This window comes from Variovorax sp. VaC1 (assembly GCF_043658315.1).
Taxonomy (GTDB): Bacteria; Pseudomonadota; Gammaproteobacteria; order Burkholderiales; family Burkholderiaceae_C; genus Variovorax.
The window spans coordinates 707,997-730,916 of sequence record NZ_JBIGLT010000003.1 but is presented as its reverse complement, the minus strand read 5'-3'; the positions used below and the strand labels follow the sequence as shown (position 1 = coordinate 730,916).

Annotated in this window: 21 protein-coding genes; 4 read left to right on the top strand and 17 right to left on the bottom strand. The window is 66.4% G+C overall.

From position 1 onward, the window contains the following. Positions 1–20: 20 nt before the first annotated feature. Both ACGLHS_RS15665 and smc read right to left on the bottom strand, forming a co-directional pair. Positions 21–1,127: a cell division protein ZipA C-terminal FtsZ-binding domain-containing protein gene (locus ACGLHS_RS15665; RefSeq protein WP_093240402.1), complete on the bottom strand. Its 1,107-nt coding sequence runs from the start codon at positions 1,125–1,127 to the stop codon at positions 21–23. Positions 1,128–1,140: 13 nt separating this feature from the next. Continuing rightward, complete coding sequence (gene smc, locus ACGLHS_RS15660; protein ID WP_394480981.1) at positions 1,141–4,656, bottom strand: chromosome segregation protein SMC; 3,516 nt, start codon at positions 4,654–4,656, stop codon at positions 1,141–1,143. A 126-nt stretch (positions 4,657–4,782) separates the two neighbouring features. Between smc and ACGLHS_RS15655 the strand changes: the two genes are divergently transcribed. Together ACGLHS_RS15655 and ACGLHS_RS15650 are read left to right on the top strand one after the other, a co-directional pair. Beyond that, positions 4,783–5,532: a hypothetical protein gene (locus tag ACGLHS_RS15655; protein WP_256327294.1), complete on the top strand. Its 750-nt coding sequence runs from the start codon at positions 4,783–4,785 to the stop codon at positions 5,530–5,532. Between the two features lie 144 nt (positions 5,533–5,676). Beyond that, the gene (locus tag ACGLHS_RS15650; protein WP_093240411.1) at positions 5,677–6,369 is read left to right on the top strand and encodes a mobilization protein; all 693 of its coding nucleotides are present in this window, start codon (positions 5,677–5,679) and stop codon (positions 6,367–6,369) included. 52 nt (positions 6,370–6,421) lie between these two features. On the opposite strand, the gene ACGLHS_RS15645 is transcribed toward ACGLHS_RS15650, so the two are convergent. The 11 genes from ACGLHS_RS15645 to ACGLHS_RS15595 all read right to left on the bottom strand — a co-directional run bounded on the left by ACGLHS_RS15645 (position 6,422) and on the right by ACGLHS_RS15595 (position 17,974). Further along, entirely contained in the window at positions 6,422–7,825 is a 1,404-nt protein-coding gene (locus tag ACGLHS_RS15645; protein ID WP_394480978.1) for an efflux transporter outer membrane subunit, read from the bottom strand. Continuing rightward, a complete protein-coding gene (gene macB / locus ACGLHS_RS15640; protein ID WP_394480976.1) occupies positions 7,818–9,848 on the bottom strand; it encodes a macrolide ABC transporter ATP-binding protein/permease MacB in 2,031 nt (676 codons plus the stop codon). Before macB ends, ACGLHS_RS15645 begins: the two co-directional genes overlap by 8 nt. Beyond that, complete coding sequence (gene macA, locus ACGLHS_RS15635) at positions 9,848–10,999, bottom strand: macrolide transporter subunit MacA (RefSeq protein ID WP_093240419.1); 1,152 nt, start codon at positions 10,997–10,999, stop codon at positions 9,848–9,850. The genes macB and macA overlap by 1 nt, the downstream gene beginning before the upstream one ends. Before the next feature lie 225 nt (positions 11,000–11,224). After that, entirely contained in the window at positions 11,225–11,740 is a 516-nt protein-coding gene (locus ACGLHS_RS15630) for a disulfide bond formation protein B (protein WP_394480973.1), read from the bottom strand. Then, entirely contained in the window at positions 11,725–12,822 is a 1,098-nt protein-coding gene (locus ACGLHS_RS15625; RefSeq protein WP_093240424.1) for a sulfate/molybdate ABC transporter ATP-binding protein, read from the bottom strand. Before ACGLHS_RS15625 ends, ACGLHS_RS15630 begins: the two co-directional genes overlap by 16 nt. Positions 12,823–12,837: 15 nt before the next feature. Next, complete coding sequence (cysW, locus tag ACGLHS_RS15620) at positions 12,838–13,740, bottom strand: sulfate ABC transporter permease subunit CysW (protein ID WP_394480971.1); 903 nt, start codon at positions 13,738–13,740, stop codon at positions 12,838–12,840. A gap of 1 nt (position 13,741) precedes the next feature. Then, on the bottom strand, positions 13,742–14,629 hold the full coding sequence (cysT, locus tag ACGLHS_RS15615; protein WP_093240430.1) for a sulfate ABC transporter permease subunit CysT: 888 nt from the start codon (positions 14,627–14,629) through the stop codon (positions 13,742–13,744). After that, positions 14,630–15,646 carry a sulfate ABC transporter substrate-binding protein gene (locus tag ACGLHS_RS15610; protein WP_093240433.1) on the bottom strand — a complete coding sequence of 339 codons (1,017 nt, stop codon included), beginning with the start codon at positions 15,644–15,646 and terminating at the stop codon, positions 14,630–14,632. Further along, a complete protein-coding gene (locus tag ACGLHS_RS15605) occupies positions 15,643–16,218 on the bottom strand; it encodes an alpha/beta hydrolase (RefSeq protein ID WP_093240436.1) in 576 nt (191 codons plus the stop codon). Before ACGLHS_RS15605 ends, ACGLHS_RS15610 begins: the two co-directional genes overlap by 4 nt. Before the next feature lie 20 nt (positions 16,219–16,238). After that, positions 16,239–16,880, bottom strand: coding sequence for a peroxiredoxin (locus tag ACGLHS_RS15600; RefSeq protein ID WP_093240439.1), 642 nt, complete (start codon positions 16,878–16,880; stop codon positions 16,239–16,241). A 179-nt stretch (positions 16,881–17,059) separates the two neighbouring features. Then, on the bottom strand, positions 17,060–17,974 hold the full coding sequence (locus ACGLHS_RS15595; RefSeq protein ID WP_093240442.1) for a LysR family transcriptional regulator: 915 nt from the start codon (positions 17,972–17,974) through the stop codon (positions 17,060–17,062). A gap of 134 nt (positions 17,975–18,108) precedes the next feature. Here ACGLHS_RS15595 and ACGLHS_RS15590 point away from each other — a divergent pair, with 134 nt between their 5' ends. Further along, positions 18,109–18,756, top strand: a complete 648-nt coding sequence (locus ACGLHS_RS15590; protein ID WP_394480966.1) for an FMN-dependent NADH-azoreductase — start codon at positions 18,109–18,111, stop codon at positions 18,754–18,756. An 85-nt stretch (positions 18,757–18,841) separates the two neighbouring features. Here the strand turns inward: ACGLHS_RS15590 and ACGLHS_RS15585 are convergent, their stop codons facing one another. The 4 genes from ACGLHS_RS15585 to ACGLHS_RS15570 are packed head-to-tail and all read right to left on the bottom strand — an operon-like array spanning position 18,842 to position 21,735. Further along, positions 18,842–19,399 carry an NADPH-dependent FMN reductase gene (locus tag ACGLHS_RS15585; RefSeq protein ID WP_394480964.1) on the bottom strand — a complete coding sequence of 186 codons (558 nt, stop codon included), beginning with the start codon at positions 19,397–19,399 and terminating at the stop codon, positions 18,842–18,844. 44 nt (positions 19,400–19,443) lie between these two features. Next, positions 19,444–20,175 (bottom strand): amino acid ABC transporter permease, encoded by a 732-nt coding sequence (locus ACGLHS_RS15580; protein ID WP_394480962.1) that lies wholly within the window; start codon positions 20,173–20,175, stop codon positions 19,444–19,446. Continuing rightward, positions 20,172–20,876: an amino acid ABC transporter permease gene (locus tag ACGLHS_RS15575; protein ID WP_394481469.1), complete on the bottom strand. Its 705-nt coding sequence runs from the start codon at positions 20,874–20,876 to the stop codon at positions 20,172–20,174. The genes ACGLHS_RS15580 and ACGLHS_RS15575 overlap by 4 nt, the downstream gene beginning before the upstream one ends. Before the next feature lie 22 nt (positions 20,877–20,898). Beyond that, positions 20,899–21,735, bottom strand: a complete 837-nt coding sequence (locus tag ACGLHS_RS15570; protein WP_394480960.1) for an ABC transporter substrate-binding protein — start codon at positions 21,733–21,735, stop codon at positions 20,899–20,901. Positions 21,736–21,864: 129 nt separating this feature from the next. Between ACGLHS_RS15570 and ACGLHS_RS15565 the strand changes: the two genes are divergently transcribed. After that, complete coding sequence (locus tag ACGLHS_RS15565; protein WP_394480958.1) at positions 21,865–22,920, top strand: aliphatic sulfonate ABC transporter substrate-binding protein; 1,056 nt, start codon at positions 21,865–21,867, stop codon at positions 22,918–22,920.

Here is a 22,920-nt window from a genome sequence, read left to right as displayed (position 1 = left end):
TGTCTCCCGAAAGAATCGGATTAGCTGAAGAGGCGGCGCGCCAGCGGCGAACCCGCTGCAAGATCGCGCGCATCGAGCGTGTCGTAGAGCTGCTCGAGGTCGGTGCCGATCACGTCCATCGTCTCGTCGCGCAGCAACTGGCCGTCGCTGTCGGTCACCACGCCGTCCATTTCGCGGGCGAGCGTGGCGGCGGCTTCGCGCATGCGGCGGAACGGCTCTTCGTCGCGATCGACCTGCGGCACGTCCAGGCTCAGGCTGAGTTCGCGAATCGCCGATTGCGCCGGGTCGTCGGCCAGCGCGGCTTGGGTGTCGAAGGCCAGCCCGAGGATCGGCGGCAGGCCGACCTCACCCGTCGGCAGCACCATGCGCCCCGGAATGATGCCGGCCACGAAACCGAGCCGCGCGGCGTTCTGCTGCACATAACCCGGGCTCCAGGCCGCATGCAGCGCGCGCAGCACGAAGCCGAGTTGCGCATCGTGCGCGCTGGCGAACTGGTCGAGCTCGCGGGCGCGCGCCACTTCGTCGAGCATCTCGGGAAATTCGGGCGCGCCATTGACCGCGTCGGCAAAGGCCTGCGCCTTCACGACGAACTCGGAATACTCGATCTCGTTGAGCGCGCCGGTGCGGTTGGCCAACTGCACGCCCACCTGGAACGCGCTGTAGCGCTGGCCGGGTGCGGGCGGCTCCCATTGGCCATTGCGCTCGTTCAGGCCTTCGATGGCCACCGGCTTGCTGCCCGCGCGCCGCGTCGGCGGCATGGCGGCGATGGCGGCATCGCCCGAGGCCAGGCCGTCCAGCGAGATCGGCGCGATCACGTCGATCAGCGGATCGAGCCCGCCGCGGCGTTCGCCGGTCGGCACGGGCACGCCGCTGGGTGCAGGCAGGTCGGGGTCGAACAGGGGTTCATGCCGATCGGCGCTGCCCGACACCTGGTGCGGGTCGACATGCAGCATCGGCTCCACGCCATCGCCCGAAGACGACAGGGAGCGCTCGACGTCGGCCAGCGCGGTATCGACCGCATCGGGCTGGCGCGGCGCATTGCGGCGCGACATCATGGCCTCGTAGCCCACGACGGCTGCGAGAACGAGGCCACCGAGGATGGCCAGGGCAAGAGTGAGGTTGCTCATGAGGCCGCCCGCTTCAAGCAGCCTCGACCATCGAGGCCGCCGACTCCATGTCGACCGCGACGATCCGCGACACGCCCTGCTCCTGCATCGTCACGCCGATCAGCTGCTCGGCCATTTCCATGGCGATCTTGTTGTGGCTGATGAAGAGGAACTGGGTTTCGCGGCTCATGGCGGTCACGAGTTTGGCATAGCGCTCGGTGTTCGCGTCGTCCAGCGGCGCGTCCACTTCGTCCAGCAGACAGAAAGGCGCCGGGTTGAGCTGGAAGATCGCAAACACCAGCGCAATGGCCGTGAGCGCCTTCTCGCCGCCCGACAGCAGGTGGATGGTCTGGTTCTTCTTGCCGGGTGGCTGCGCCAGCACCTGCACGCCGGCATCGAGGATTTCGTCGCCGGTCATCACGAGCCGCGCATTGCCGCCGCCGAACAGCTCGGGGAACATGCGGCTGAAGTGGTCGTTGACGATCTTGAAGGTGCCGCCCAGCAGGTCGCGCGTTTCGGCGTCGATCTTGCGAATGGCGTCTTCGAGCGTGCCGATGGCTTCGTTCAGGTCGGCCGATTGCGCGTCGAGGAAGGTCTTGCGCTCGCTCGCGATGGCGAGTTCATCGAGCGCGGCCAGGTTCACCGCACCCAGGGCGACCACTTCGCGGTTGAGGCGGTCGATTTCGCTTTGCAGGCCCGTCAGTCGCACCTTGTCGGTTTCGATCGAGAGCGCCACGGCTTCGAGGTCGGCGCCCGCGTCGTCCAGCAGCTGCTGGTACTGCTCGACGCCCAGGCGCGCGGCCTGTTCCTTGAGCTGGAACTCGGTGATGCGCTGGCGCAGCGGATCGAGTTCGCGTTCGAGCTGCAGGCGGCGCTCGTCGCTCGCGCGCAGCTTGAGCGTGAGGTCGTCGTACTGGCTGCGCGAGGCGCCCAGCGAGGCTTCGCGTTCGAGTTTGAGCGACAGCGCGTCCTGCAGGCCGGCCTGTGCGGCGGCATCGGACAGGCGGCTCAGTTCGGCGCGGGCGCGCTCGTCTTCGTCGGTGAGCGCCACGACCTGTTGCGAGGCGGTTTCGATGGCGCGGTTGAGTTCGGCGCGGCGCGCTTCGAGCGTGCGCTGCGAAAAAGTCGCTTCCTGCGCCTGGCGCTCCAGGCTGCGGTGCTGCTCGCGGCTGGCATTCAGCGCACGGCCGGCATCGATGACGCGTTCGTCCAGCTGGGCGTGGCGCTCCTGGCTGTCGGCCAGCTGCATGTCGAGTTCTTCGAAGCGGCCTTCGGCGGCGATGCGTTTTTCTTGCAGTTCTTCGAGCTGTGCGTCGACTTCGCCGAGGTCGGAGGCCAGTTGCTCGCTGCGCGCGCGGGTCTGCTCGGCCAACTGCGTCATGCGGAGCGTCTCGACCTGCTGCTCGTGTGCGCGCGACTGCGTGTCGGCGGCTTCGCGCCGTGCGGTCACGAGGCGCGAGGCGGCATCGCCATAGGCAGCCTCGGCACGGATCAACGCGGTGCGCGCTTCTTCGTTGATGAGCGTCTGGGCGCGCAGTTGCCGCTCCAGGTTTTCCATTTCCTGCTGGCGTGCCAGCAGGCCGGCCTGCTCGGAATCGGGCGCGTAGAAGTTGACGCTGTGCGAAGACACGGCATGGCCGCTCTGCACATAGATGACTTCACCGGGCTGCAGCGTGGCGCGTTGCGCCAGTGCGTCCTCGAAGCTCGCGGCTGTGTAACAGCCGTGGAGCCAATCGGTCAGCAGGGCCTGCTGGCCCGCGTCGTTCAGGCGCAGAAGGCTCGACAAGCGTGGCAGCGTGCCTGCGTCTTGCGGCACACCGGCGGCCGGCGGGCTGTAGAAGGCCAGCTTGGCGGGCGGCGCGTCGTTGCCGAAGGCACGCACCATCTCGAGCCGGCTGACTTCGAGCGCACCCAGGCGCTCGCGCAATGCGGCTTCGAGCGCGCTTTCCCAGCCCTGCTCGATGTGGATGCGGCTCCACAGGCCCTGCAACCCGTCGAGGCCGTGCTTGGCCAGCCAGGGCGCCAGCTTGCCGTCGGTCTTGACCTTTTCCTGCAACGCACGCAGCGCTTCGAGGCGGGCCGAGAACTCCGCGTGGCGGGCGCCTTCGGTGTTGACGGCCTGCTGCTTCGCGCGGCGGTCGTCGTCGAGTTGCGGCACGGCTTCCTGCAGCTCCTGCAGGCGCGCATCGGCTTCGCTGGCGACTTCCTGTGCGGCCGCCAGCTGCTCCTGCATTTCGAGCAGACGCGCTTCGTCGGGCGCGGCCAGCGCGCTCTGGTCGGCGCGCAGGCGTTCGCTGCGCTGCGTGAGCTGGCGGCTCTGGTCTTCGATGTTGCGCTGGTCGGCGGCCAGCACCTGGATCTGCTGCTGCACCTGCGACACGGTCGTGCGCTGGGCATTGGCCTCGTCTTGCGCACGCTGCACGGCTTCTTCGAGCTCGGGCATGCGCGCGTCGTGTTCTTCGAGCTGCGCGGCCAGCAGGATGGCCTGCTCTTCGGCATCGACGCCCTGCCCGGCCAGCGTTTCGATCTCGGCTTCGGCGTCGGTGCGCCGCGTGCCCCACTGGCCCATCTGTTCGCGCAACTGCACCAGGCGCTGCTCGACGCGCTGGCGGCCTTCGACCACGAAGCGGATCTCGCCTTCGAGCCGGCCCACTTCGGCGCTGGCCTCATAGAGCTTGCCCTGCGCCTGGTTGACCTGGTCACCGGCCGCGTAGTGGGCCTGGCGCACGGTTTCAAGCTCGGATTCGATGCGGCGCAGATCGGCGGTGCGCGATTCGAGGTCGTTGATGGCCTTTTCGGAATCGGCCTTGATCTTGGCCTGGTCGCTATCGCTTTCGCTGCGCTTGAGAAACCACAGCTGATGCTGCTTCTTGGTGGCTTCGCCCTGCAGCGTGTTGTAGCGCGCGGCCACCTCGGCCTGCTTCTCGAGCTTTTCGAGGTTGGCGTTGAGCTCGCGAAGAATGTCTTCGACCCGCACGAGGTTTTCGCGCGTGTCGCCCAGGCGGTTTTCGGTCTCGCGACGGCGCTCCTTGTACTTGGAGACACCGGCCGCCTCTTCGAGGAACAGGCGCAGTTCTTCGGGCTTGGATTCGATGATCCGGCTGATCGTGCCCTGCCCGATGATGGCGTAGGCGCGCGGGCCGAGGCCGGTGCCCAGGAACACGTCCTGCACGTCGCGCCGGCGCACCGGCTGGTTGTTGATGTAGTAGCTGCTGGTGCCGTCGCGCGTGAGCACGCGCCGCACCGCGATTTCGCCGAACTGGTTCCATTGGCCGCCGGCGCGGTGGTCGGCGTTGTCGAACACCAGTTCCACGCTCGAACGGCTGGCCTGCTTGCGGGTGGTCGTGCCGTTGAAGATCACGTCCTGCATCGACTCGCCGCGCAGCTCCGAGGCACGCGACTCGCCCAGCACCCAACGCACCGCATCCATGATGTTCGACTTGCCGCAACCATTGGGTCCGACCACGCCGACCAGTTGGCCCGGCAGCAGGAAGTTGGTGGGTTCGGCGAACGACTTGAAGCCCGAAAGCTTGATGGAATTAAGACGCACGACTTGTCGGCCTGCCTTGGCGTAGCGCCAAGGTATTGATTTGTAAGGAAAATTGCACGGGCCTGCAGGCTTGCAGCAGGCCGCCGCCCCAGTTGTGGATGATAACGTCAGGGCATGAGCGATTCCTTGGTTTCACCCCCCCTTGCGGCGCGACGCATTTGCCTGCAGGCAGGCGTCATTGCCCTGCTCGGCCTGGCCGGCTGTTCGTCGGTCCGCTCCACCGATCGCGCCGAGCCTTATGCCAGCCATGAGTGGCTTCAGTCCGGTGCCAACCGCATTGCCAGCCTTTCGCTGCGCGACAACCTGCAATCGGTCCGGCGCGTGCAGAACACCCTTTACCGGCGCAACCCGCGCGAATGGCGCAAATCGGCGCCCAGCATGGACGAAGCCACCCAGCGCACCTGGGACGCGGTGCTCAAAGACGGCACCCTGCCCGAGCTGCATGGCGCCACAGGTATCGATGCCGTCCGGCTGGCCTTCGAGACCGGGCCGCAGGCCTACCAGGGCGACCGCGTCGCGGCGCTGGTGTACGGCTGGACCACAATGCTCAAGCAGGCCAACGGCAACACCTGGGACCAGACCATGATCGACGGCATCGACGCCGAGAACAGCTACCGGGTGGCCCGCAACTTCGAGATCTCGCTCTGGCTGATCTCTTCCAAGACCGGCCCCGACGGCCAGCCGCTGCTGCTGGCCACCGAAATCAGCGACCGCGGCCGTAACCTCGTGGCCGACCGCGAACTGTCGAAGGTGATCGCGCGGCTCGACCTGCTGGCCGCCCAGGCCGACGAGAAGTACCGCCGCGCGGCGCTCGACTTCGGCCAGAACTGGATCATGGGCGTGGTCATGCCGCTCTTCACACTGGTGCCCAAGTAGGCCGGCAGGATCGACCGGAAAGAAGATGTTTCTCCGGGCACGCGCCTTGCTGCAAACCATTGCCCAGCGTGGTCCACAGAAAAAGCAGGCCCCTAGAATGAATCCGCCCTTCACCCCTCAACCCATTCGAGGCAGCAGCAACTCATGAGCTCCATCAATTTCATCGGCGGCGAAAAAGGCGGTGTCGGCAAGTCGGTCACGGCGCGCGTGCTGGCGCAGTACTTCATCGACCACAGCCGCCCGTTCACCGGCTTCGACACCGACCGCTCGCACAGCTCGTTCACCCGCTTCTACGAAGGCTTCGCCTCGCCCGTGGTGGTCGACAGCTTCGAAGGTCTCGACACGGTCGTGAACGGCTTCGAGGCCAACCCGCAGCAAAGCGTGATCGTCGACCTCGCGGCGCAGACGCTCGCGCCGCTGTCGCGCTGGATCAAGGAATCCGACCTCTTCGACGTCTTCGCCGAGATCGGCGTGACCGTCAATTTCTGGCACGTGCTGGACGACGGCAAGGACTCGACCGACCTGCTCGGCACGCTGATCGACACCTTCGGCAACCGGCCCAACTACATCGTGGTGCAGAACTACGGACGCGGCAGCGACTTCGGCATGCTGCTGGGCTCGCAGTCGCTCTCCAAGGCCACCGCCAACGGCGCGCGCGTCATTGCGCTCCCGCGCCTGCACGAAGCCAGCATGCGGAAGATCGATGCACAGAACACCAGCTTCTGGAAGGCCGTGAACGACCGCGAAGGGGCGCATGCGCTGGGGCTGCTCGAACGGCAGCGTGTGAAGTCGTGGCTGGCGACTGTCTACGCGGCGTTCGATACCTTGCCGCTGTAGTTCTGAAGTGGTGCCTGCTCATGGCAGCACCCCGGACAAGACCCGCAAGCCGCTACTCGACGACAGCGCCCCCACCCAGCGCCTTGTAGAGCGTCATCGTCGCATTGAGCTGGTTCAACCGGTTCTGGGCCAGCGATACCTCGGCCGCACGGCGCCTGTCCTTGGCGTCCAGCACCGGCTGCAGCGCCGTCGCACCCGCCTTGTAGCGCACCTCGGACAGCGTCTCCGCGCGCTGCGCCTGCTGCAATGCCAGCACCAGTTTTCCGCTCTCGTCGCGCAGTTGCGTGCGTGACGACAGCGCGTTCTCCACTTCGGACAGCGCCGTGTACAGCGACTGGCGAAAGCCCAGCACCGCCTCTTCGTATTGCGTCTGCGAAACGGCGACCGTCATCCGCGCCGTGTTCCATTGCAGAAACGGCAGCGCCAGCCCTGCACCGAGCGTGCCGACCGGGTTCTTCAGCAGATCGCCCAACGCGGTGCTCGACGTGCCCAGCGAACCGGTAAGGCTCAGCGTCGGATAGAAGCCGGTGCGCGTTGCGTCGACGTTGGCCAGTGCCCCACGCAGGCGCAGCTCGGCCGCGCGCAGGTCGGGGCGACGGCCCAGCAGGCTCGCGGGCAAACCTGCGTCGATCCCCGGCAGTTCGGCAACCGGCAGCTGCAAGGGCTCGACTGCCATCGCCTCGGGCGGCCGGTCGAACAGGATCGCCAGCGCGTTGCGTGCCTCGACGCGCTGCTGCAGCAGTTGCGTGTGCGCGGCTTCCTGGCTCGCCAGGTTCTGGCCCGCCTGCGCCACGTCCAGCCCCGACACGGCTCCGGCGGCGTACTTGACGCGCACCAGCGCCAGAATGCGCCGACCGTCCTCGATGCCCGCTTCGCTCAAGGCGATGCGCTGGTTCAGGTAGCCGGTCTGCCAATACAGTCCGGCCGTGGTGCCCACGAGTGCGAGTGCCGTGGCCTGTCGGTCGGACTCCGTCGCCTTCAGCTCCCAATCGGCGGCACTGCGCAATGCGGCGAGTCGCCCCCACAGGTCGACCTCGTAGCTCAGCGTGATCTGCGTGCTGGATGTGGTGCCCGCCACGCCGCCGCGCTTCAGGTCGTAGCCACGGCTCGTGCCGGTCTGCCCCACCACGCCCGGCGTGAGGTTCGTGTTCGCAAGGCCCGCCTGCAACTGCGCGCGCTGCACGCGAATGCCCGCTGCAGCAAGGTTGTTGTTGGTGCTCAGCGCGCTGTCGATCACGGTGTCGAGCTGGCGGTCGTTGAAGGCCGTCCACCAGCGGGTCGCGGGCATCGCGGCGGCATTCATCGCGGCCGGCTGCGGCGCTTTCTGCTGTTGCCACGCCTGCGGCATCTCGATCGGCCGCTGCGCTCGCTGCTCCGGCTGGAACGCGGTGCACCCGGCAAGCGCCGCCGCGACGGCGACCGCCCCAAGTCGCAAGCAATAACGCGCGCTACTCACGAGCCAGTGCCTCGATCGGGTCCAGCCGCGCGGCGTTGCGCGCCGGCAGGTAGCCGAACAGCACGCCGATCAGCGACGCGCACAAGAACGCCGAGACCACGGCGCCCATCGAAAAGATCATTTGCCATTGCTTGACGAAAAGCGAAAACACAAAGCTGATGCCGTACGACAGCGTCACGCCGATCAGCCCGCCCACGAGGCACACCAGCACGGCTTCGGTCAGGAACTGCTGCAGCACGTCGCTCTGGCGTGCGCCCACGGCCATGCGGATGCCGATCTCGCGGGTGCGCTCGGTCACCGACACCAGCATGATGTTCATCACGCCGATGCCGCCCACCACGAGCGAGATCACCGCGATCAGCGACAGCAGCAGCGTGAGCGACTGGCTGGTGCGCTCGACCGTCTTCACGATGCTGTCCATGTTGTAGGTAAAGAAATCCTTGCTGCCATGGCGCATGGTGAGCAGCCGCACGATGCTGTCTTCGGCGGCGCGGGTCGGTTGGTCGTCGCGGATGCGCACCGTGATCGCGTCGAAGTGCTGCTGCCCGAACAGCCGGCTCGCGCCCGTGCTGTAGGGCAGCCAGATGCTGAGCGACTTGTTCTCGCCGAACATGTTCTTCTTTTCTGCCGCCACGCCGATCACCGTGCACGGCAGGTTGCCGACAAGGATCACCTTGCCGACCGGATCGCTGCCGTCGGTGAACAGCTTGCGCCGCGTGTTCTGGTCGATCACCACCACCTGCGACTGGCGCCGGACGTCTTCGGCGTTGAAGCTCGAGCCACTGCCGATCTGGATGTCGCGCACCTGGAAGTAGCTGTCGCTGACGCCGTTCACGTTGCCGTTGATGTCCGCGTTGCGATAGCGCAGCCGCAGGCTGCGCATGGTGACGGGCGTCACGCTGTGCACATACGACTGCGCCGACAGCGCCTGCAGGTCGGACGGCAGCAGCGTCCGGATGCCGGCCGCCTTGTCGTCGCCGAAATCGTGGCCCGGATAGATGTCGAGCGTGTTGGTGCCGATGGCCTTGATGTCCGACAGCACGAAGCGCTTGGCGCCCTCGCCGATGGCCACGATCGACACCACCGAGGTGATGCCGATGATGATGCCCAGCATGGTCAGCGCGGTGCGCATGCGGTGCGCCATCATCGAGCGCCATGCCATGCGGAAGGCTTCGGCAAAACGCGCCCAGCCTGTGCTGAAGCGCGCGATGCCCAGGCGCGGCCGGCCCATGGCGCCGGCTTCGATGTCGGTGTCGGCAGGCCCGGTCTGCGTCTCCTGCTCCGCCGCGGCGACGGTCGGTACGTTGGGTCGGTCGCCCACGATCACGCCATCGGCGATCTCGATGATGCGTTCGGTGCAGCTGGCCACCTGCATGTCGTGCGTCACGATGATGATGGTGTGGCCCAGCGCATGCAGCTCGCGCAGGATCGCGATCACCTCTTGCCCGCTGCGGCTGTCGAGCGCGCCGGTGGGCTCGTCGGCAAGGATCACCTGGCCGCCGTTCATGAGCGCACGCGCAATGCTCACGCGCTGCTGCTGGCCGCCCGACAGTTGGCTCGGCCGATGTTCGGTGCGGTCGCCCAGGCCCAGGCGCGCGAGCAGCTGGCGGGCACGCGACTCGCGCGCGCTGCCTTCGGTGCCGGCATAGACGGCAGGCACCTCGACGTTGCCCGTGGCCGTCAGGTGCTGCATCAGGTGATAGCGCTGGAAGATGAAGCCGAAGTGCTCGCGCCGCAGCTCGGCCAGCGCGTCGCTGTCGAGCGTGCCCACGTCCTGCCCCGACACCGTGTAGGTGCCGGTGCTGGGCCGGTCGAGGCAGCCGAGGATGTTCATCAGCGTCGACTTGCCCGAGCCCGAGGCGCCGACGATGGCCAGCATTTCGCCGCTGCCGATGTCGAGGTTGACGTCCTTCAGCACCTGCACCTCTTGCTCGCCCGAAGGAAAGCTGCGGCCGATGCCGCGCAGCGCCAGCAGGGGTTGCGGTTGCTGCTGCTGCGGCGGCGACAGCGGTGCCTGTGCCATCAGTGCTTGCCCCGGCCGTTGCCGTCGTCCGCCTTCTCCAGCGCCGAAGCGTCGCCGGTGATGACGTTGTCACCTTCTTTCAGGCCCTCCAGCGCCTGTGCCTGGAAGTTGTTGGTGATGCCGACGCGCACGTGCCGCGTCTGCACCGACTGGTCGGGCATGAGCACGCGGACCTCGCGCCGCCCTTCCTTGTCGCGCGCGCCGAGTGCGGTCAGCGGAATGGTCAGCGCCTGCTTGGCCTCGCCCAGCATGATGGCGACCTGCGCCGTCATGTCCACACGCAGCGTGCGGTCGGGGTTGGGCACGTCGAACAGCGCATTGAAGAACACGGCGTTGTTGATCTTCTCGGGCGACGGCTGCACGGCGCGCAAGGTGCCGTAGTAGCGCTTGTCGGGGTCGCCGAGGATGGTGAAGTACACCGGCTGCCCCGGCCGCACGCGCACCACGTCGGCCTCGGACACCTGGGCCTTGACGGTCATGGTCGACAGGTCAGCCAGCTTCATCAGCGTGGGCACCTGGAACGAGGCCACCACCGTCTGGCCTTCGAGCGTGCTGATGGACACCACGTCGCCATCGATGGGCGCCACGATGCGCGTGTACGACAGGTTGGTCTGCGCCGAGGCCAGCGCCAGTTTCTGCTGGCGGATCTGCGCGTCGAGCGACACCGCATCGGCGCGCAGCGCGCGTAGCTCGGTGTCGGCGCTTTCCATGTCCTGCCGCGCCGCCGCGTCTTGCGCGAGCATTTCGCGCTGGCGGGCCCAGCTGAGTTCGGCCTGCTTGACGCGCACCTCTTTCGCCAGCTTCTGCGCCTGCAGGTTTTCGAGCTTGGCCTGCTCCTGTGCGAGCGTGTTCTGCGAGATGACCGGATCGATCTCGGCCAGCCAGTCGCCCTTCTTCACGGTCTGGCCGAGCACGACCTTGAGCGACTTGAGCTGGCCGCTGACCTGCGCACCCACTTCCACCTGCTTGAGCGCCTGCAGCACGCCGGTGGCGAGCACCGCGTTCTCGAGGTCGGCGCGCTGCACCGTGGCGGTCAGGTACTCGTTCTTCTTTGCGGGACTCAGCCAGAAAAAGCCAACGAGGGCCAGGACAGCGATCGCGACGATACCGACAAGGAGCTTGCGCGATCGCCGCGGGGGGATGTTGGGCATGCAATGAGATGGGAGTGGAACACGCTGCAGAAGCGGATCGATCCTATCGCCCGTTACTTAAGGCCTGCTAAAGGGGGCTGCGCCTTGCAGGGACTTTTGTCCGGCTGGAGGAAGGAAAAAAAAGCAAAAAGCCCCGCCGGCCCTTTCAGGCCCGCGAGGCGATTGGATGGCGCCACATGGCACCCCATGGCAGCCATGCCGGCTGCCGTGCGTTCAATCAGTGGCTCAACGCGCGCGGCGCGAGCGCACGAGCAGGGTGATCAGCAACAGCGAGAGAACGGTGAACGCAACGAACGACCAGTTGGCCAGCGTGAGGCCGAACAGCGACCAGTCGACCTTGGAGCAGTCGCCGCCACCACGGAAGATCATTGGCAGTGCGCGCTTGAGTGGAAAGGTCTCGATCATTCCGTAGAGGTCGCGCCCGCAGGACACGACTTCAGGCGGATACCACTGCAGCCAGCTCTGCGCGGCCGCCGTGTAGGCGCCGCCGATGGCCGAGACCAGCGCCAACAGGCCCCCGGTGATCTGCAGGCCCCTGTTGCGAAACGCACCGGCCAGCCCCGTGAAGAGCGCCACCAGCACCAGCGCATAGCGCTGCACGATGCACATCGGGCAGGGTTCGAGCCCGACCACGTGCTGCAGGTAGAGCCCGAAGGCCAGCATCAGGACACAGGCCAGGCAGATCAGCCCGTACGCGCGGCGCGGCGCGCCAAAGTACCAATCGATCAAGGAGATACCCATTCTTCTTCGACGAACACCCTGGCCTTGCGAGGATTGGCGACGACGGTGTCGCCTTCCTTCAAGCCCAGGTCGCGGAACTGTTGCGCAGGGAGTTGCGCTTCGATGATGGTTCCGGAGCCCGGATTATCTGGATTCGATTCGGTGGGCTCAAGTTCCAGCCTTGCGATAGGTCCGACAACAATCGCGCGCGACAGCGTAGCGACGATGCCGGTGGCACCGGTCACGTAGCGTGTCACATCCAGGTCATGTGGCCGCACGTAGGCCAGCGCCTTGGCATCGCGCGCGCCGCTGTGCTCGGGCGAATCCAGGCGCATGCCGTCGAGCTGCACCGCGCCGTTGTCCGCGCGGCCATGGAACAGGTTCACGTCGCCGAGAAAGCCATACACGAAAGGACTCGCGGGCTTGTCCCAGACGTCCTGTGGCGAGCCGACCTGCTCGATCTGTCCCTTGTTGATGACCACCACGCGGTCGGCCACTTCGAGCGCTTCTTCCTGGTCGTGCGTGACGAAGATCGAGGTGACGTGCAGCTCGTCGTGCAGCCGGCGCAGCCAGCGGCGCAGCTCCTTGCGCACCTTGGCGTCGAGCGCGCCGAAGGGCTCGTCGAGCAGCAGCACCTTGGGTTCCACCGCCAGCGCGCGGGCCAGCGCAATGCGCTGGCGCTGGCCGCCAGACAGTTGCGACGGATAGCGGTCGGCCAGCCAGTCGAGCTGCACCAGCTTGAGCAGGTCGGTCACCTTGGTCTTGATCTGCGCGTCGCTCGGGCGCTCCTTGCGCGGCTTCACGCGCAGGCCGAACGCGACGTTCTCGAACACGGTCATGTGGCGGAACAGCGCATAGTGCTGGAACACGAAGCCGACCTGCCGCTCGCGCACGTGCACGTCGGTGGTGTCTTCGCCCGAGAACAGAATGCTGCCGGTGTCGGCCGTTTCCAGCCCCGCGATGATGCGCAGCAGCGTGGTCTTGCCACAGCCCGAGGGGCCGAGCAGCGCGACGAGCTCACCCGACTCCACGTCGAGGTTCACGTCGCGCAGCGCGCGGAAGTCGCCGAACTGCTTGCTGATGTTGCGGATTTCGATGCTCATGGTTTCTTCTCTCTCTCAGGCTGCCGTCGTTTCAGGCGGACGCTCGGGGGGCAACTCGGCAATGGCCTTCATCTCGCGCTCGTGGCGCCACTCGATGACCGACTTGATCACCAGTGTGACCAGCGCCAGGATCGCCAGCAGCGAAGCCACGGCGAACGCGGCCACCGACTGGTATTCGTTGTAGAGCACTTCCACGTGCAGCGGCATGGTGTTGGTCTGGCCGCGGATGTGGCCCGACACCACCGACACCGCGCCGAACTCGCCCATGGCGCGCGCGTTGCACAGGATCACGCCGTACAGCAGGCCCCACTTGATGTTGGGCAGCGTCACGCGCCAGAAGGTCTGCCAGCCGGTCGCGCCCAGCACGATGGCGGCCTGCTCCTCGTCGGTGCCCTGCGCCTGCATCAGCGGAATGAGCTCGCGCGCGATGAACGGGAAGGTCACGAACACGGTGGCCAGCACGATGCCGGGCACGGCGAAGATGATCTTGATGTCGTGCTCCGACAGCCACGGGCCGAGCCAGCCCTGCGCGCCGAACACCAGCACGTAGATCAGGCCCGCGACCACCGGCGACACCGCGAACGGCAGGTCGATCAGCGTGGTGAGCAGGGCCTTGCCGCGAAACTCGAACTTGGCAACGGCCCAGGCCGCCGCGACACCGAACACGAGGTTCAGCGGCACCGCGATGGCGGCGGTGATCAGCGTGAGGCGGATGGCGCTCCAGGCGTCGGGTTCTTTGAGCGCGTCGAGGTAGGCGCCAACGCCCTTGCGCAACGCCTCGGTCGCCACGGCCGCCAGCGGCAGCACGAGGAACAGGAACATGAACGCGAGCGCTACGCCGATCAGCAGCCAGCGCACCCATGCGGCTTCGGTGGTGCCGGCCTGTGCGCGGCGAATGACTTTGGAAGGTGCGCTCATGTCAGGCCCCTGCCCTGCGGCGCTGCCATGCCTGCAGGCCATTGATGACCAGCAGCAGCACGAAGGAAATGACCAGCATCACCAATGCAACCGCCGTGGCGCCCGCATAGTCGTACTGCTCCAGCTTGCCGATGATGATGAGCGGCGTGATCTCCGAAATCATCGGCATGTTGCCGGCGATGAAGATCACCGAGCCGTACTCGCCGATGGCACGCGCAAAGGCCATGGCAAAGCCGGTGAGCAGCGCCGGGGCGATCGACGGGAAAATCACCTTGGTGAAGGTCTGCAGCCGCGTCGCACCGAGCGAGGTGGCGGCTTCTTCGAGCTCTTTCTCGGCATCTTCCAGTACCGGCTGCACCGTGCGCACCACGAACGGCAGCCCGATGAAGATCAGCGCGATCACGATGCCCGCCGGCGTAAAGGCCAGCTTGATGCCGTGCGGCTCCAGCAGTTGCCCGATCCAGCCATTGCCCGCGAGCAACGCGGTCAGCGAAATGCCGGCCACGGCCGTCGGCAGCGCGAATGGCAGGTCGACCAGCGCATCGACGATGCGCTTGCCCGGAAACTTGTAGCGCACCAGCACCCACGCCACGAGCAGGCCGAACACCGCGTTCACCACGGCCGCGATCAGCGAGGCACCGAAGGTCAGCCGGTACGAGGCCATCACGCGGGGCGCGGTCACGGCCACCCAGAACTGGTCCCAGGTCAGCGTGAAAGTCCTGAAGACCAGCGCCGACAGCGGGATCAGCACGATCAGGCTGAGATAGAGGATCGAAAAGCCGAGCGTGATGTGGAAACCGGGCAGCACGCGCTTGGCACCTCCTGCCCGGTTGGCACGCGAAAAAGGCGCTCCCGCGGACGGGAGCGCCGATGAAACAGCGCCGCTCATTTACTTCGCGCCGGGCGTGTAGAGCTTGTCGAACTGGCCGCCGTCATTGAAGTGCACCTTCTGCGCTTCGCCGAGGCTGCCGAACAGTTCCTGCACCGTGAAGAGCTGCAGCGGCTTGAAGGTCGATGCGTACTTCTTGAGCACGGCCTGCGAACGCGGGCGCAGCGCATGCTTGGCGGCGATTTCCTGCGCTTCTTCGGAGTACAGCCAGTCGAGGTAGGCCTTGGCCAGCTCGCCCGTGCCCTTCTTGTTGACGGTGCGTTCGACCACGGCCACGGGGTTCTCGGCCACGATGCTGATCGACGGATAGACCGAGTCGACCTTGCCGGTACCGAACTCGCGGTCGATCGAGACCACTTCCGACTCGAAGGTGATCAGCGCATCGCCGATGTTGCGTTGCAGGAAGGCGGTGGTGGCGTCGCGGCCGCCGCGTGCCAGCACCGGCACGTTCTTGAACAGCTTGCCGACGAACTCGGCGGCCTGCGCATCGGTACCGCCCTTCTTCTTGATGTAGCCCCAGGCCGCAAGGTAGGCGTAGCGCCCGTTGCCGCCGGTCTTGGGGTTGACGATCACGACCTGCACGCCCGGCTTGACGAGGTCGTCCCAGTCCTTGATGCCCTTGGGGTTGCCGTTGCGCACCAGGAACAGCATGGTCGACGTGGTCGGCGATGCGTTGTCGGGGAACTTCTTGGTCCAGTCCTTCGCGACCACGCCGGTGTTGGCCAGGAAGTCGATGTCGGTCGAGGTGTTCATGGTCACCACGTCGGCGTCGAGGCCGTCGGCCACGGCGCGTGCCTGGGCGCTGGAGCCGCCATGCGACTGGTCGATCTTGACGTCCTTGCCGGTGGCCTTCTTGTAGTGCGCCACGAAGGCTGCGTTGTAGTCCTTGTAGAACTCGCGGGCCACGTCGTACGAGGCGTTCAGCAGCGACGTACCTTGGGCAAAGGCGCTGCTGCCGGCGAGAGCGGAGGACGCCAGCGCGAGCACGGCGACGAAGGTCTTGATTCTGGAAGTCATGTGGTTGCCAGGTTTTCTGAAAATTCACGACCCGCCGGCCAGGCGGCGGGTTCGTCGGTCAACGATTGCAGCAGGGCCAGGCCGAGCGGCCAGTCTCCGTGCCCCGAATCGATGTTGATGTGGCCCGCATTCTGCATGCGGACGAACTCGCTGCCCCAGGCGCGGGAATAGGCCCCCGCCAGCCGGATCGGGCAGTAAGGATCGTTGCTGCTGGCCACGACGATGCTGCGGTACGGCAGCGCCGCATACGGCACGGGCGCGAAGTCGGACAGCACCGCGCGGCGCTCCGGGTCGGCCGGGGCCACCAGCAGCGCACCGCGGATGCGGGCAGCGGCGGCGGCCGGCAGATGCGCCGTGGCGATGCAGCCCAGGCTGTGGGCGGCGATCACCACCGGGCCTTCGCAGTCGAGCACCAGCTTCGCCAGCGTCGACACCCAGGCGTCGCGCTTGGGCGAGGCCCAGTCGTCCTGTGCCACGCGCGCGGCGCCCGGAATGCGCTCCTCCCACAGGCTCTGCCAATGGCCGGGCCCGGAGTCGCGCCAACCGGGCACGATGACGACGCTGGTCTGCATTGCGGGTGCCGCCTTGCTATTTACTTGTTGGGCTGCGGCGTGATGCGCAGGTAAGGCTTGACGGCCTTGAAGCCCTTGGGGAAGCGCTCGGCCAGCTCGGCCGGGTCCTGGATGCTGGGCACGATGACGACGTCGTCGCCGTCTTTCCAGTTCACGGGGGTGGCGACCTTGTGGCTGTCGGTGAGCTGCAGCGAGTCGATCACGCGGATGATCTCGTCGAAGTTGCGGCCGGTCGACGCGGGGTAGGTGATGGTGGTGCGGATCACCTTCTTGGGGTCGATGATGTAGACGCTGCGCACCGTGGCCGTGGTCGAGGCGTTCGGGTGGATCAGGTCGTACAGGTCGGCCACCTTGCGGTCGGCGTCCGCAATGATCGGGAAGTTGACCGTGGTGTTCTGCGTTTCGTTGATGTCGCTGATCCACTCCTTGTGCTTGGTGGCCGGATCGACGCTCAGCGCGATGGGCTTGACGCCGCGCTTGGCGAACTCGCCCGACAGCGCTGCGGTCTTGCCGAGTTCGGTGGTGCAGACGGGCGTGAAGTCGGCCGGGTGCGAGAAGAACACGATCCAGGAGTCACCGGCCCATTGGTAGAAGTCGATGGGGCCTTCGCTGGAATCCTGGGTGAAATTGGGGGCGGTGTCGCCGAGTCGCAGAGTTGCCATGGTCGCTCCTGAATGGATGGGAGCCCTGGATTGTGCGAACGGCGGCTTCAATGCCAAACGAATATCTGCTTGTTTGGATATGACGTTTTCCGCATAACGAATGCTGGCGGTCAAGCCGGGTCGCTATCTTTTGAATAGCACCATCCGTTGTTGTGGCGGTCGCAGCCGCCCATTCGGCCTCAGAACATCTGCATATCGGCGCTCTGCAAACGCTCCGTCAGAAAGTCGATCAGCCGCCGAACCGCCGGCACCAGCGCCCGCCGCGCCGGAAACACCATGTGCGCCACCACGGGCGGCGGGCCCCATCCGGGCAGCAGCCTGACGAGGCGTCCGGCCACCATGTCGGCCCGGCACATGTAGTCGGGCAGCATCGTGGCGCCCACGCCGCCCAGTGCGCCGAACTGCAGCGTCGCCAGGTCGTCGGCCACATAGCGCGGCGTGTGGATGTGCACGTGGGTCTCGCCGTTCGGACCGTCGAGGCGCCATTCCGAGCGCCCTTCGCCGTTGACCGACATCGCCGCCGTCGGCAGCTTCGCCAGGTCGGCCGGCGTGTTCACCGGGCCGTATTGCTCCAGCAGCTCCGGGCTCGCGGCCAGCACGCCGCGGCTGTAGCCGAAGGTCTTGGCCACCAGCACCGTGCTGTCTTCGATGGCGGGCCGCACGCGCAGCGCGATGTCGACGCCCTCCTCGATCAGGTCGACGGGCCGGTTGATCACCCGCATGTCGATGCGCACCGCCGGATACCGGTCCATGAAGATCGGCATCAGCTGCGCCAGCCCGCTGTGCGCGATGGTGACGGGGCAGGTCAGGCGCACCAGCCCGCTCGGCTCGGTCTGCACCTGGGCCACGGCTTCGGCCGCCGCCTGGGCCGCATCGCGCATGGCGGACGCGTGCCGCAGGTAGATCTCGCCCGCCGGCGTGAGCGACAAGCGCCGGGTGCTGCGCTGCATCAGCTGCACGCCAAGCCGTTCTTCCAGCTCCGCCACGCGGCGCGACAGGCGCGACTTGGGAATGCCCAGGGCCCGGCTGGCCGCCGCAAAGCCGCCGCGTTCGGCGACTTCGGCAAAGAAAACCATGTCGTTGAGGTCTTGCATGGGCTCGATTGTCCTGCAAATAGAACGAGCTAGGCGATTTTTGGCTACTTATCAGTCACTCGGTCTAAAAATAGAATTCTCACATCGCCGGCCACCTTGAGCGCCGACAGCCACACGAAAGTGATTGATCCATCATGAAGCTGCTCCACATCGACTCCAGCATCCTCAGCACGAACTCGACCTCGCGCCTGCTCTCCGCCGAAACCGTGGCCGCCTGGAAGGCCGCCCACCCCGACACCACCGTCGAATACCTCGACCTGGCCGTGGACACCCCCTCGCATTTCAGCGCAGACGCCCTGGGCATCAAGACGGGCGTGCAAGCCCAGCCGACCGACGCCCAGCAGCGCGAAAACGCCCTGTCCGAAAAGCTGGTGAGCCAGTTCCTGGCCGCCGACGTGGTCGTGATCGGCACGCCGTTCTACAACTTCTCGATCCCGACGCAACTGAAGGCCTGGATCGACCGCCTCGCGCAGATCGGCCGCACCTTCAAGTACACCGACAAGGGCCCCGTGGGCCTGGCCGGCGGCAAGACCGTGATCGTGGCCTCCACCCGCGGCGGCATCTACTCGACCACCGAAGGCGGTCAGGCCATGGAGCATCAAGAGAGCTACCTGAAGGTGATCTTCGGTTTCTTCGGCATCACCGACGTGCGCTTCGTGCGTGCCGAAGGCGTGGCGATGGGCGACGGCGCCAAGGCCACCGCGCTGGCCTCCGCACGGGCCGACATCCTGGTGGCCACGGCCGAAGCCGCGAACCAGAAGGACGTGGCGCAAGCCGCCTGATCCGCCCTGCTTCGCGCCCATGAAAAAAGCCGCCCTTGCCGGGCGGCTTTTTCACGTCTGGCGCATCGAGAGATGCGCAAGCACCTTACGAGGCCGAATGGCTCTTGACCCAGGCCACGTACTTGTCCATCCACCCCTGCAGGAATTTCTTCGAGCCTTCGTTGCCGATGTGGCCCTTGTCGTCGAACAGGTCGTCCTTGGTCTGCAGGAACACTTCGGGCGCGCCGAGCGTGGGCACATCGAGGTAGGCCAGGATGTTGCGCAGGTGCTGCTGCGCCAGCGCGGTGCCGATGGCGCCGACCGAAATACCCACCACCCCAGCCGGCTTGCCACCCCAGGCGTTCTGGCCATAAGGACGCGAGGCATGGTCGATCGCGTTCTTCAGCACGCCAGGAATCGAGCGGTTGTACTCGGGCGTGACGAACAGCAGGCCCTGCGCCGCGGCGATTTCGCTCTTGAGCCGCTTGACCTGCGGCGACTGGTTGCCGTCGTCGTCCTGGTTGTAGAGCGGCAGGTCGTCGATGCGCAAGTGCTCGAAAGTGAAATCCGACGGGGCCAGGTGCGCGAGCGCCAGGGCCAGCTTCTGGTTGTGGGATTCCTTGCGAAGGCTGCCGACGATGACTGCGATCCGGGTCTGGGCCATGGATGTAACTCCTTGAAGTGAGGGGGTCGAAATGACGAACGCGATTATGCGAACCGCTCAAGACCTTTTCCAGAAAAGTTCTTGCGCTCCCGCACACCTTCTTGCGCGCGCCGCGCGAGCCTGTTCGCCAGGCGATCGAGCCCGGTACACAACAGCCAGTAGATGGCGCCCACCAGCATGAAGATCTCCGCCGGAAAGACCATCGTGCGCGCGTTCACCTGCGAGGCCACAAACGACAGCTCGCCCACGCCCACGATGTAGGCCAGCGAACTGTCCTTCACCAGCGTCACCCACTGGTTGATGAACGACGGCAGCATCATCCGCAGCGCCTGTGGCAGCACGATGAATCGCAGCGTGCCCCAGCGCGTGAGGCCGAGCGACAACCCCGCAGCCCACTGCCCGGCCCCGATGCCGCGAATGCCCGCGTGCACCGCATGCGCCAGGTAGGCACCGCCCACCAGCGACAGCGCGCACATCACAGACAGCACGCCCGGCACGCTGATGCCGAGCGCGAACGGCAAGAGAAAGTAGGTCCAGAAGATCAGCATCAGCACCGGGATCGCGCGGAAGAACCCGAGCACCAGCGTGAGCACGCTCTTCAGCCAACCCTGCGCCATCGCCAGCCCGATGCCCCACGCCAGCCCCAGCACCGCCGAGGCGATGCCCGACCCGGCACTGAGCAGCACCGTGAGTGCCGCGCCACCGAGCTGCCCGTTGGGGAACGCGCCCCACAGCAGGTACGGCAGGCTGTCCCACAGCGTTCCGATCGCCGTCATGCCGCCCTCCCCGGCGCGAGCGCCTGCCGACGCGCCGCCCACGCGGCCAGCACCTCGATGGCGCCGATGGTCACGATGTACAGCAGCGTCGCGAAGCCGAAGGCCTGGAAGGTCTTGAAGGTCTCGGCCTCCACCTGCCGCGACGCATACGACAACTCGACCAGCCCCACCGCCATCGCGAGCGAGGTGTTCTTGACGATGTTCATGTACTGCCCCAAGAGCGGCGGCAAGGCGATGCGCAGCGCCTGCGGCAACACCACGTGCGCCAGCACCTGCGCACGCGTGAAGCCGAGGGCGGACGCCGCCAGCGTCTGGCCCACGGGCACGCCGCGAATGCCGGAGCGGATGTCTTCACCCACATAGGCGGCCGCGTACAGCGTCAGCCCGACAAGCGCCGAGAGCAACTCGAACGACAGCGCATGCCCCGCATAGAGCCATTCGCGCACGGCCTCGGGCAGCACGCTCGGCGCGCCGAAGTACCAGAAGAAAAGCTGCACCAGCAGCGGCGTATTGCGAAACAGCGAGACATACGCGCCCGTCGCGCGCAGCAGGACGGGCCGGCTCGACGAGCGGCCCGCTGCAATGACGACGCCGAGCGCCGTGGCTCCCGCCGACACCAGCAGCGAAGCCCACAGCGTGGTCAACCAGCCGTCGAGCAGCCAGCCCAGATAGCGAGGCGCGAGCAACTGCTCGCGCAACAGATCGATCAAGGCCGCATCGACCTCAGTTGGCGGCAGCGACGCGCTGGTCGCCGATCTTCAGCAGGCGCGGCAGCGGTGCCTTGCTGTTCGGGCCGAACCAGGTGTCGTAGATAGCCAGCGCGCGGCCGTTCTTCTCGCTGTCGATCAGCCAGGTGTTCAGCGCCTCGAGCAGCCGCGTCTCGCCCTTCGGCACGGCGGCGCCAAGGTATTCCTTCGACACGGTGATCGCCGGGATCTCGTACTTCTCCTTGTCGGGAATCGCGTTCCACTGGGCCGTGAGCTTCACGCCGTCGTTGGTGATGGCCTGCACGTTGCCGTTGCGCAGCGCGGCCAGTGCGAAGGGTGAATCGTCGTACAGCACGACCTTGGCGTCGGGGTAGTTCTTGCGCAGGTTGGCTTCCATCGTCGTGCCCTTCTCGGTGCCGATGCGGATGTCCTTGATCTGCGCGGCATCCTTCAGCACGCCCTTCTTTGCAAGAAACTGCTGGCCGACCAGGAAGTAAGGCGTGGTGAAGTCGACCGCCTTGGCCCGCTCGTCGGTGATGGTGAAGCTCGCGAACACCACGTCCACCTTGCCCGAGGTCAGCAGCGGAATGCGGTTGGCGGGGTTCGTCGGCACCAGCTCGATCTTCACGCCCAGGCTCTTGGCGAATTCGGTGGCCAGGTCGATGTCGTGGCCCACCTGCTTCTTGCTGGCCGCATCGATGTAGCCGAAGGGCGGATTGCCGTCGAAGGCGGCCACACGCAGCACGCCGGCCTTCTTGATGTCGTCGAGCTTGTCGGCCCATGCGGTGCCGCCAAAGGAAAGAAAGCCGGCGGCTAGCGCCAGGCTTGAAACGATGAATGTGCTGCGGGTCATGCCTGCTCTTCTCGGAAATGAGAAGCCGCGACTCTAGGCAGCCCGCCCGCTCGCGCCAACGAAGCAATTTCCGCTTGCTTATGCATCGCCGACTTGCGCATGAACTAATGAGAAAAGCTTCGTGGCGCGATGAAGGGCGTGCTTCTAAATTCGCCGGCCTCTCTCTTCTTTCTCCAGACCGCGCGCCTGCGCGGCAGCGTCATGAACCCCAACCACCCCTTCACGCCCGCCCTGTCGCGGCGCCTCCTGCTTCGCGCCGGCATCGGTGCCGCGACCACCGCCGCCCTCACCCCGCTCTTTGCCCAATCGCGCGCCAAGACGCTGCGCATCGGCTACCAGAAGTTCAACACGCTCAACATCCTCAAGGGCACCGGCCAACTCGAGAAGGCGCTCGAAGCCTCCGGCGTGAAGGTGGAATGGGCCGAGTTTCTCGGCGGCAGCCAGTTGTCGGAAGCGCTGGCCGCCGGTGCCATCGACTTCGGCCATGCCTCCGACGGCATCGGCGTGTTCCAGCAGGCCAGCGGCAAGGGCCTTGTTTACCTCGCGGCGGAAAGCCCGTACCCCGGCGGCGTCGGCTTCCTGGTGCCGCGCGATTCGTCGATCCGCAGCGTGCGCGACCTGAAAGGCAAGCGTGTCGTCACCGGCCGTGGCTACAACACGCAGTACGTGCTGATCCGCGCGCTGGAAGCCGCGGGCCTGCGCTACGAAGACATCGAGCCCGTCTACATCGTCACGGCCTCCGACACGGTGGCGGCCTACCAGTCGGGCAGCGTCGCGGCCATCGGCCTGTGGGACCCGTTCCTGGCCGGTGCGCAGATCGCGACCAACTCGCGCGTGCTGTTCGACGGCACCGGCCTGAGCGGCAACCGCACCTACCACTTCGCACAACCCGGCTATGCGCGGGCCAACCAGGACATCCTGCGCACCGTGTTCACCGAACTGCGCAAGGCCAACGAATGGGCGCAGGCGCATCCGGCCGACGTGGTGGCCACGCTGTCGCCGCAGCTCAAGGTCGATCCGAAGGTACTGGCGCTGGCGACCGAACGGCGCCAATATGGCGTGGTCGCGCTCACGCCCGCCATTGCGAAAGAACAGCAAGGCCTGGCCGACGTGTTCGCGCAACTCAAGCTTATTCCCAAACCCATCGAGGTGAAAGACGCCTTCCTGGACCTGAACCTCGTCTGA

Bases quoted from the DNA above. Each gene is read 5' to 3' on its own strand.
- ACGLHS_RS15665 (WP_093240402.1), bottom strand. From the start codon at position 1,127: ATGAGCAACCTCACTCTTGCCCTGGCCATCCTCGGTGGCCTCGTTCTC.
- ACGLHS_RS15650 (WP_093240411.1), top strand. From the start codon at position 5,677: ATGAGCTCCATCAATTTCATCGGCGGCGAAAAAGGCGGTGTCGGCAAG.
- macB (WP_394480976.1), bottom strand. From the start codon at position 9,848: ATGGCACAGGCACCGCTGTCGCCGCCGCAGCAGCAGCAACCGCAACCC.
- macA (WP_093240419.1), bottom strand. From the start codon at position 10,999: ATGCCCAACATCCCCCCGCGGCGATCGCGCAAGCTCCTTGTCGGTATC.
- ACGLHS_RS15630 (WP_394480973.1), bottom strand. From the start codon at position 11,740: ATGGGTATCTCCTTGATCGATTGGTACTTTGGCGCGCCGCGCCGCGCG.
- ACGLHS_RS15625 (WP_093240424.1), bottom strand. From the start codon at position 12,822: ATGAGCATCGAAATCCGCAACATCAGCAAGCAGTTCGGCGACTTCCGC.
- cysW (WP_394480971.1), bottom strand. From the start codon at position 13,740: ATGAGCGCACCTTCCAAAGTCATTCGCCGCGCACAGGCCGGCACCACC.
- cysT (WP_093240430.1), bottom strand. From the start codon at position 14,629: ATGAGCGGCGCTGTTTCATCGGCGCTCCCGTCCGCGGGAGCGCCTTTT.
- ACGLHS_RS15610 (WP_093240433.1), bottom strand. From the start codon at position 15,646: ATGACTTCCAGAATCAAGACCTTCGTCGCCGTGCTCGCGCTGGCGTCC.
- ACGLHS_RS15605 (WP_093240436.1), bottom strand. From the start codon at position 16,218: ATGCAGACCAGCGTCGTCATCGTGCCCGGTTGGCGCGACTCCGGGCCC.
- ACGLHS_RS15600 (WP_093240439.1), bottom strand. From the start codon at position 16,880: ATGGCAACTCTGCGACTCGGCGACACCGCCCCCAATTTCACCCAGGAT.
- ACGLHS_RS15595 (WP_093240442.1), bottom strand. From the start codon at position 17,974: ATGCAAGACCTCAACGACATGGTTTTCTTTGCCGAAGTCGCCGAACGC.
- ACGLHS_RS15590 (WP_394480966.1), top strand. From the start codon at position 18,109: ATGAAGCTGCTCCACATCGACTCCAGCATCCTCAGCACGAACTCGACC.
- ACGLHS_RS15585 (WP_394480964.1), bottom strand. From the start codon at position 19,399: ATGGCCCAGACCCGGATCGCAGTCATCGTCGGCAGCCTTCGCAAGGAA.
- ACGLHS_RS15580 (WP_394480962.1), bottom strand. From the start codon at position 20,175: ATGACGGCGATCGGAACGCTGTGGGACAGCCTGCCGTACCTGCTGTGG.
- ACGLHS_RS15570 (WP_394480960.1), bottom strand. From the start codon at position 21,735: ATGACCCGCAGCACATTCATCGTTTCAAGCCTGGCGCTAGCCGCCGGC.
- ACGLHS_RS15565 (WP_394480958.1), top strand. From the start codon at position 21,865: ATGAAGGGCGTGCTTCTAAATTCGCCGGCCTCTCTCTTCTTTCTCCAG.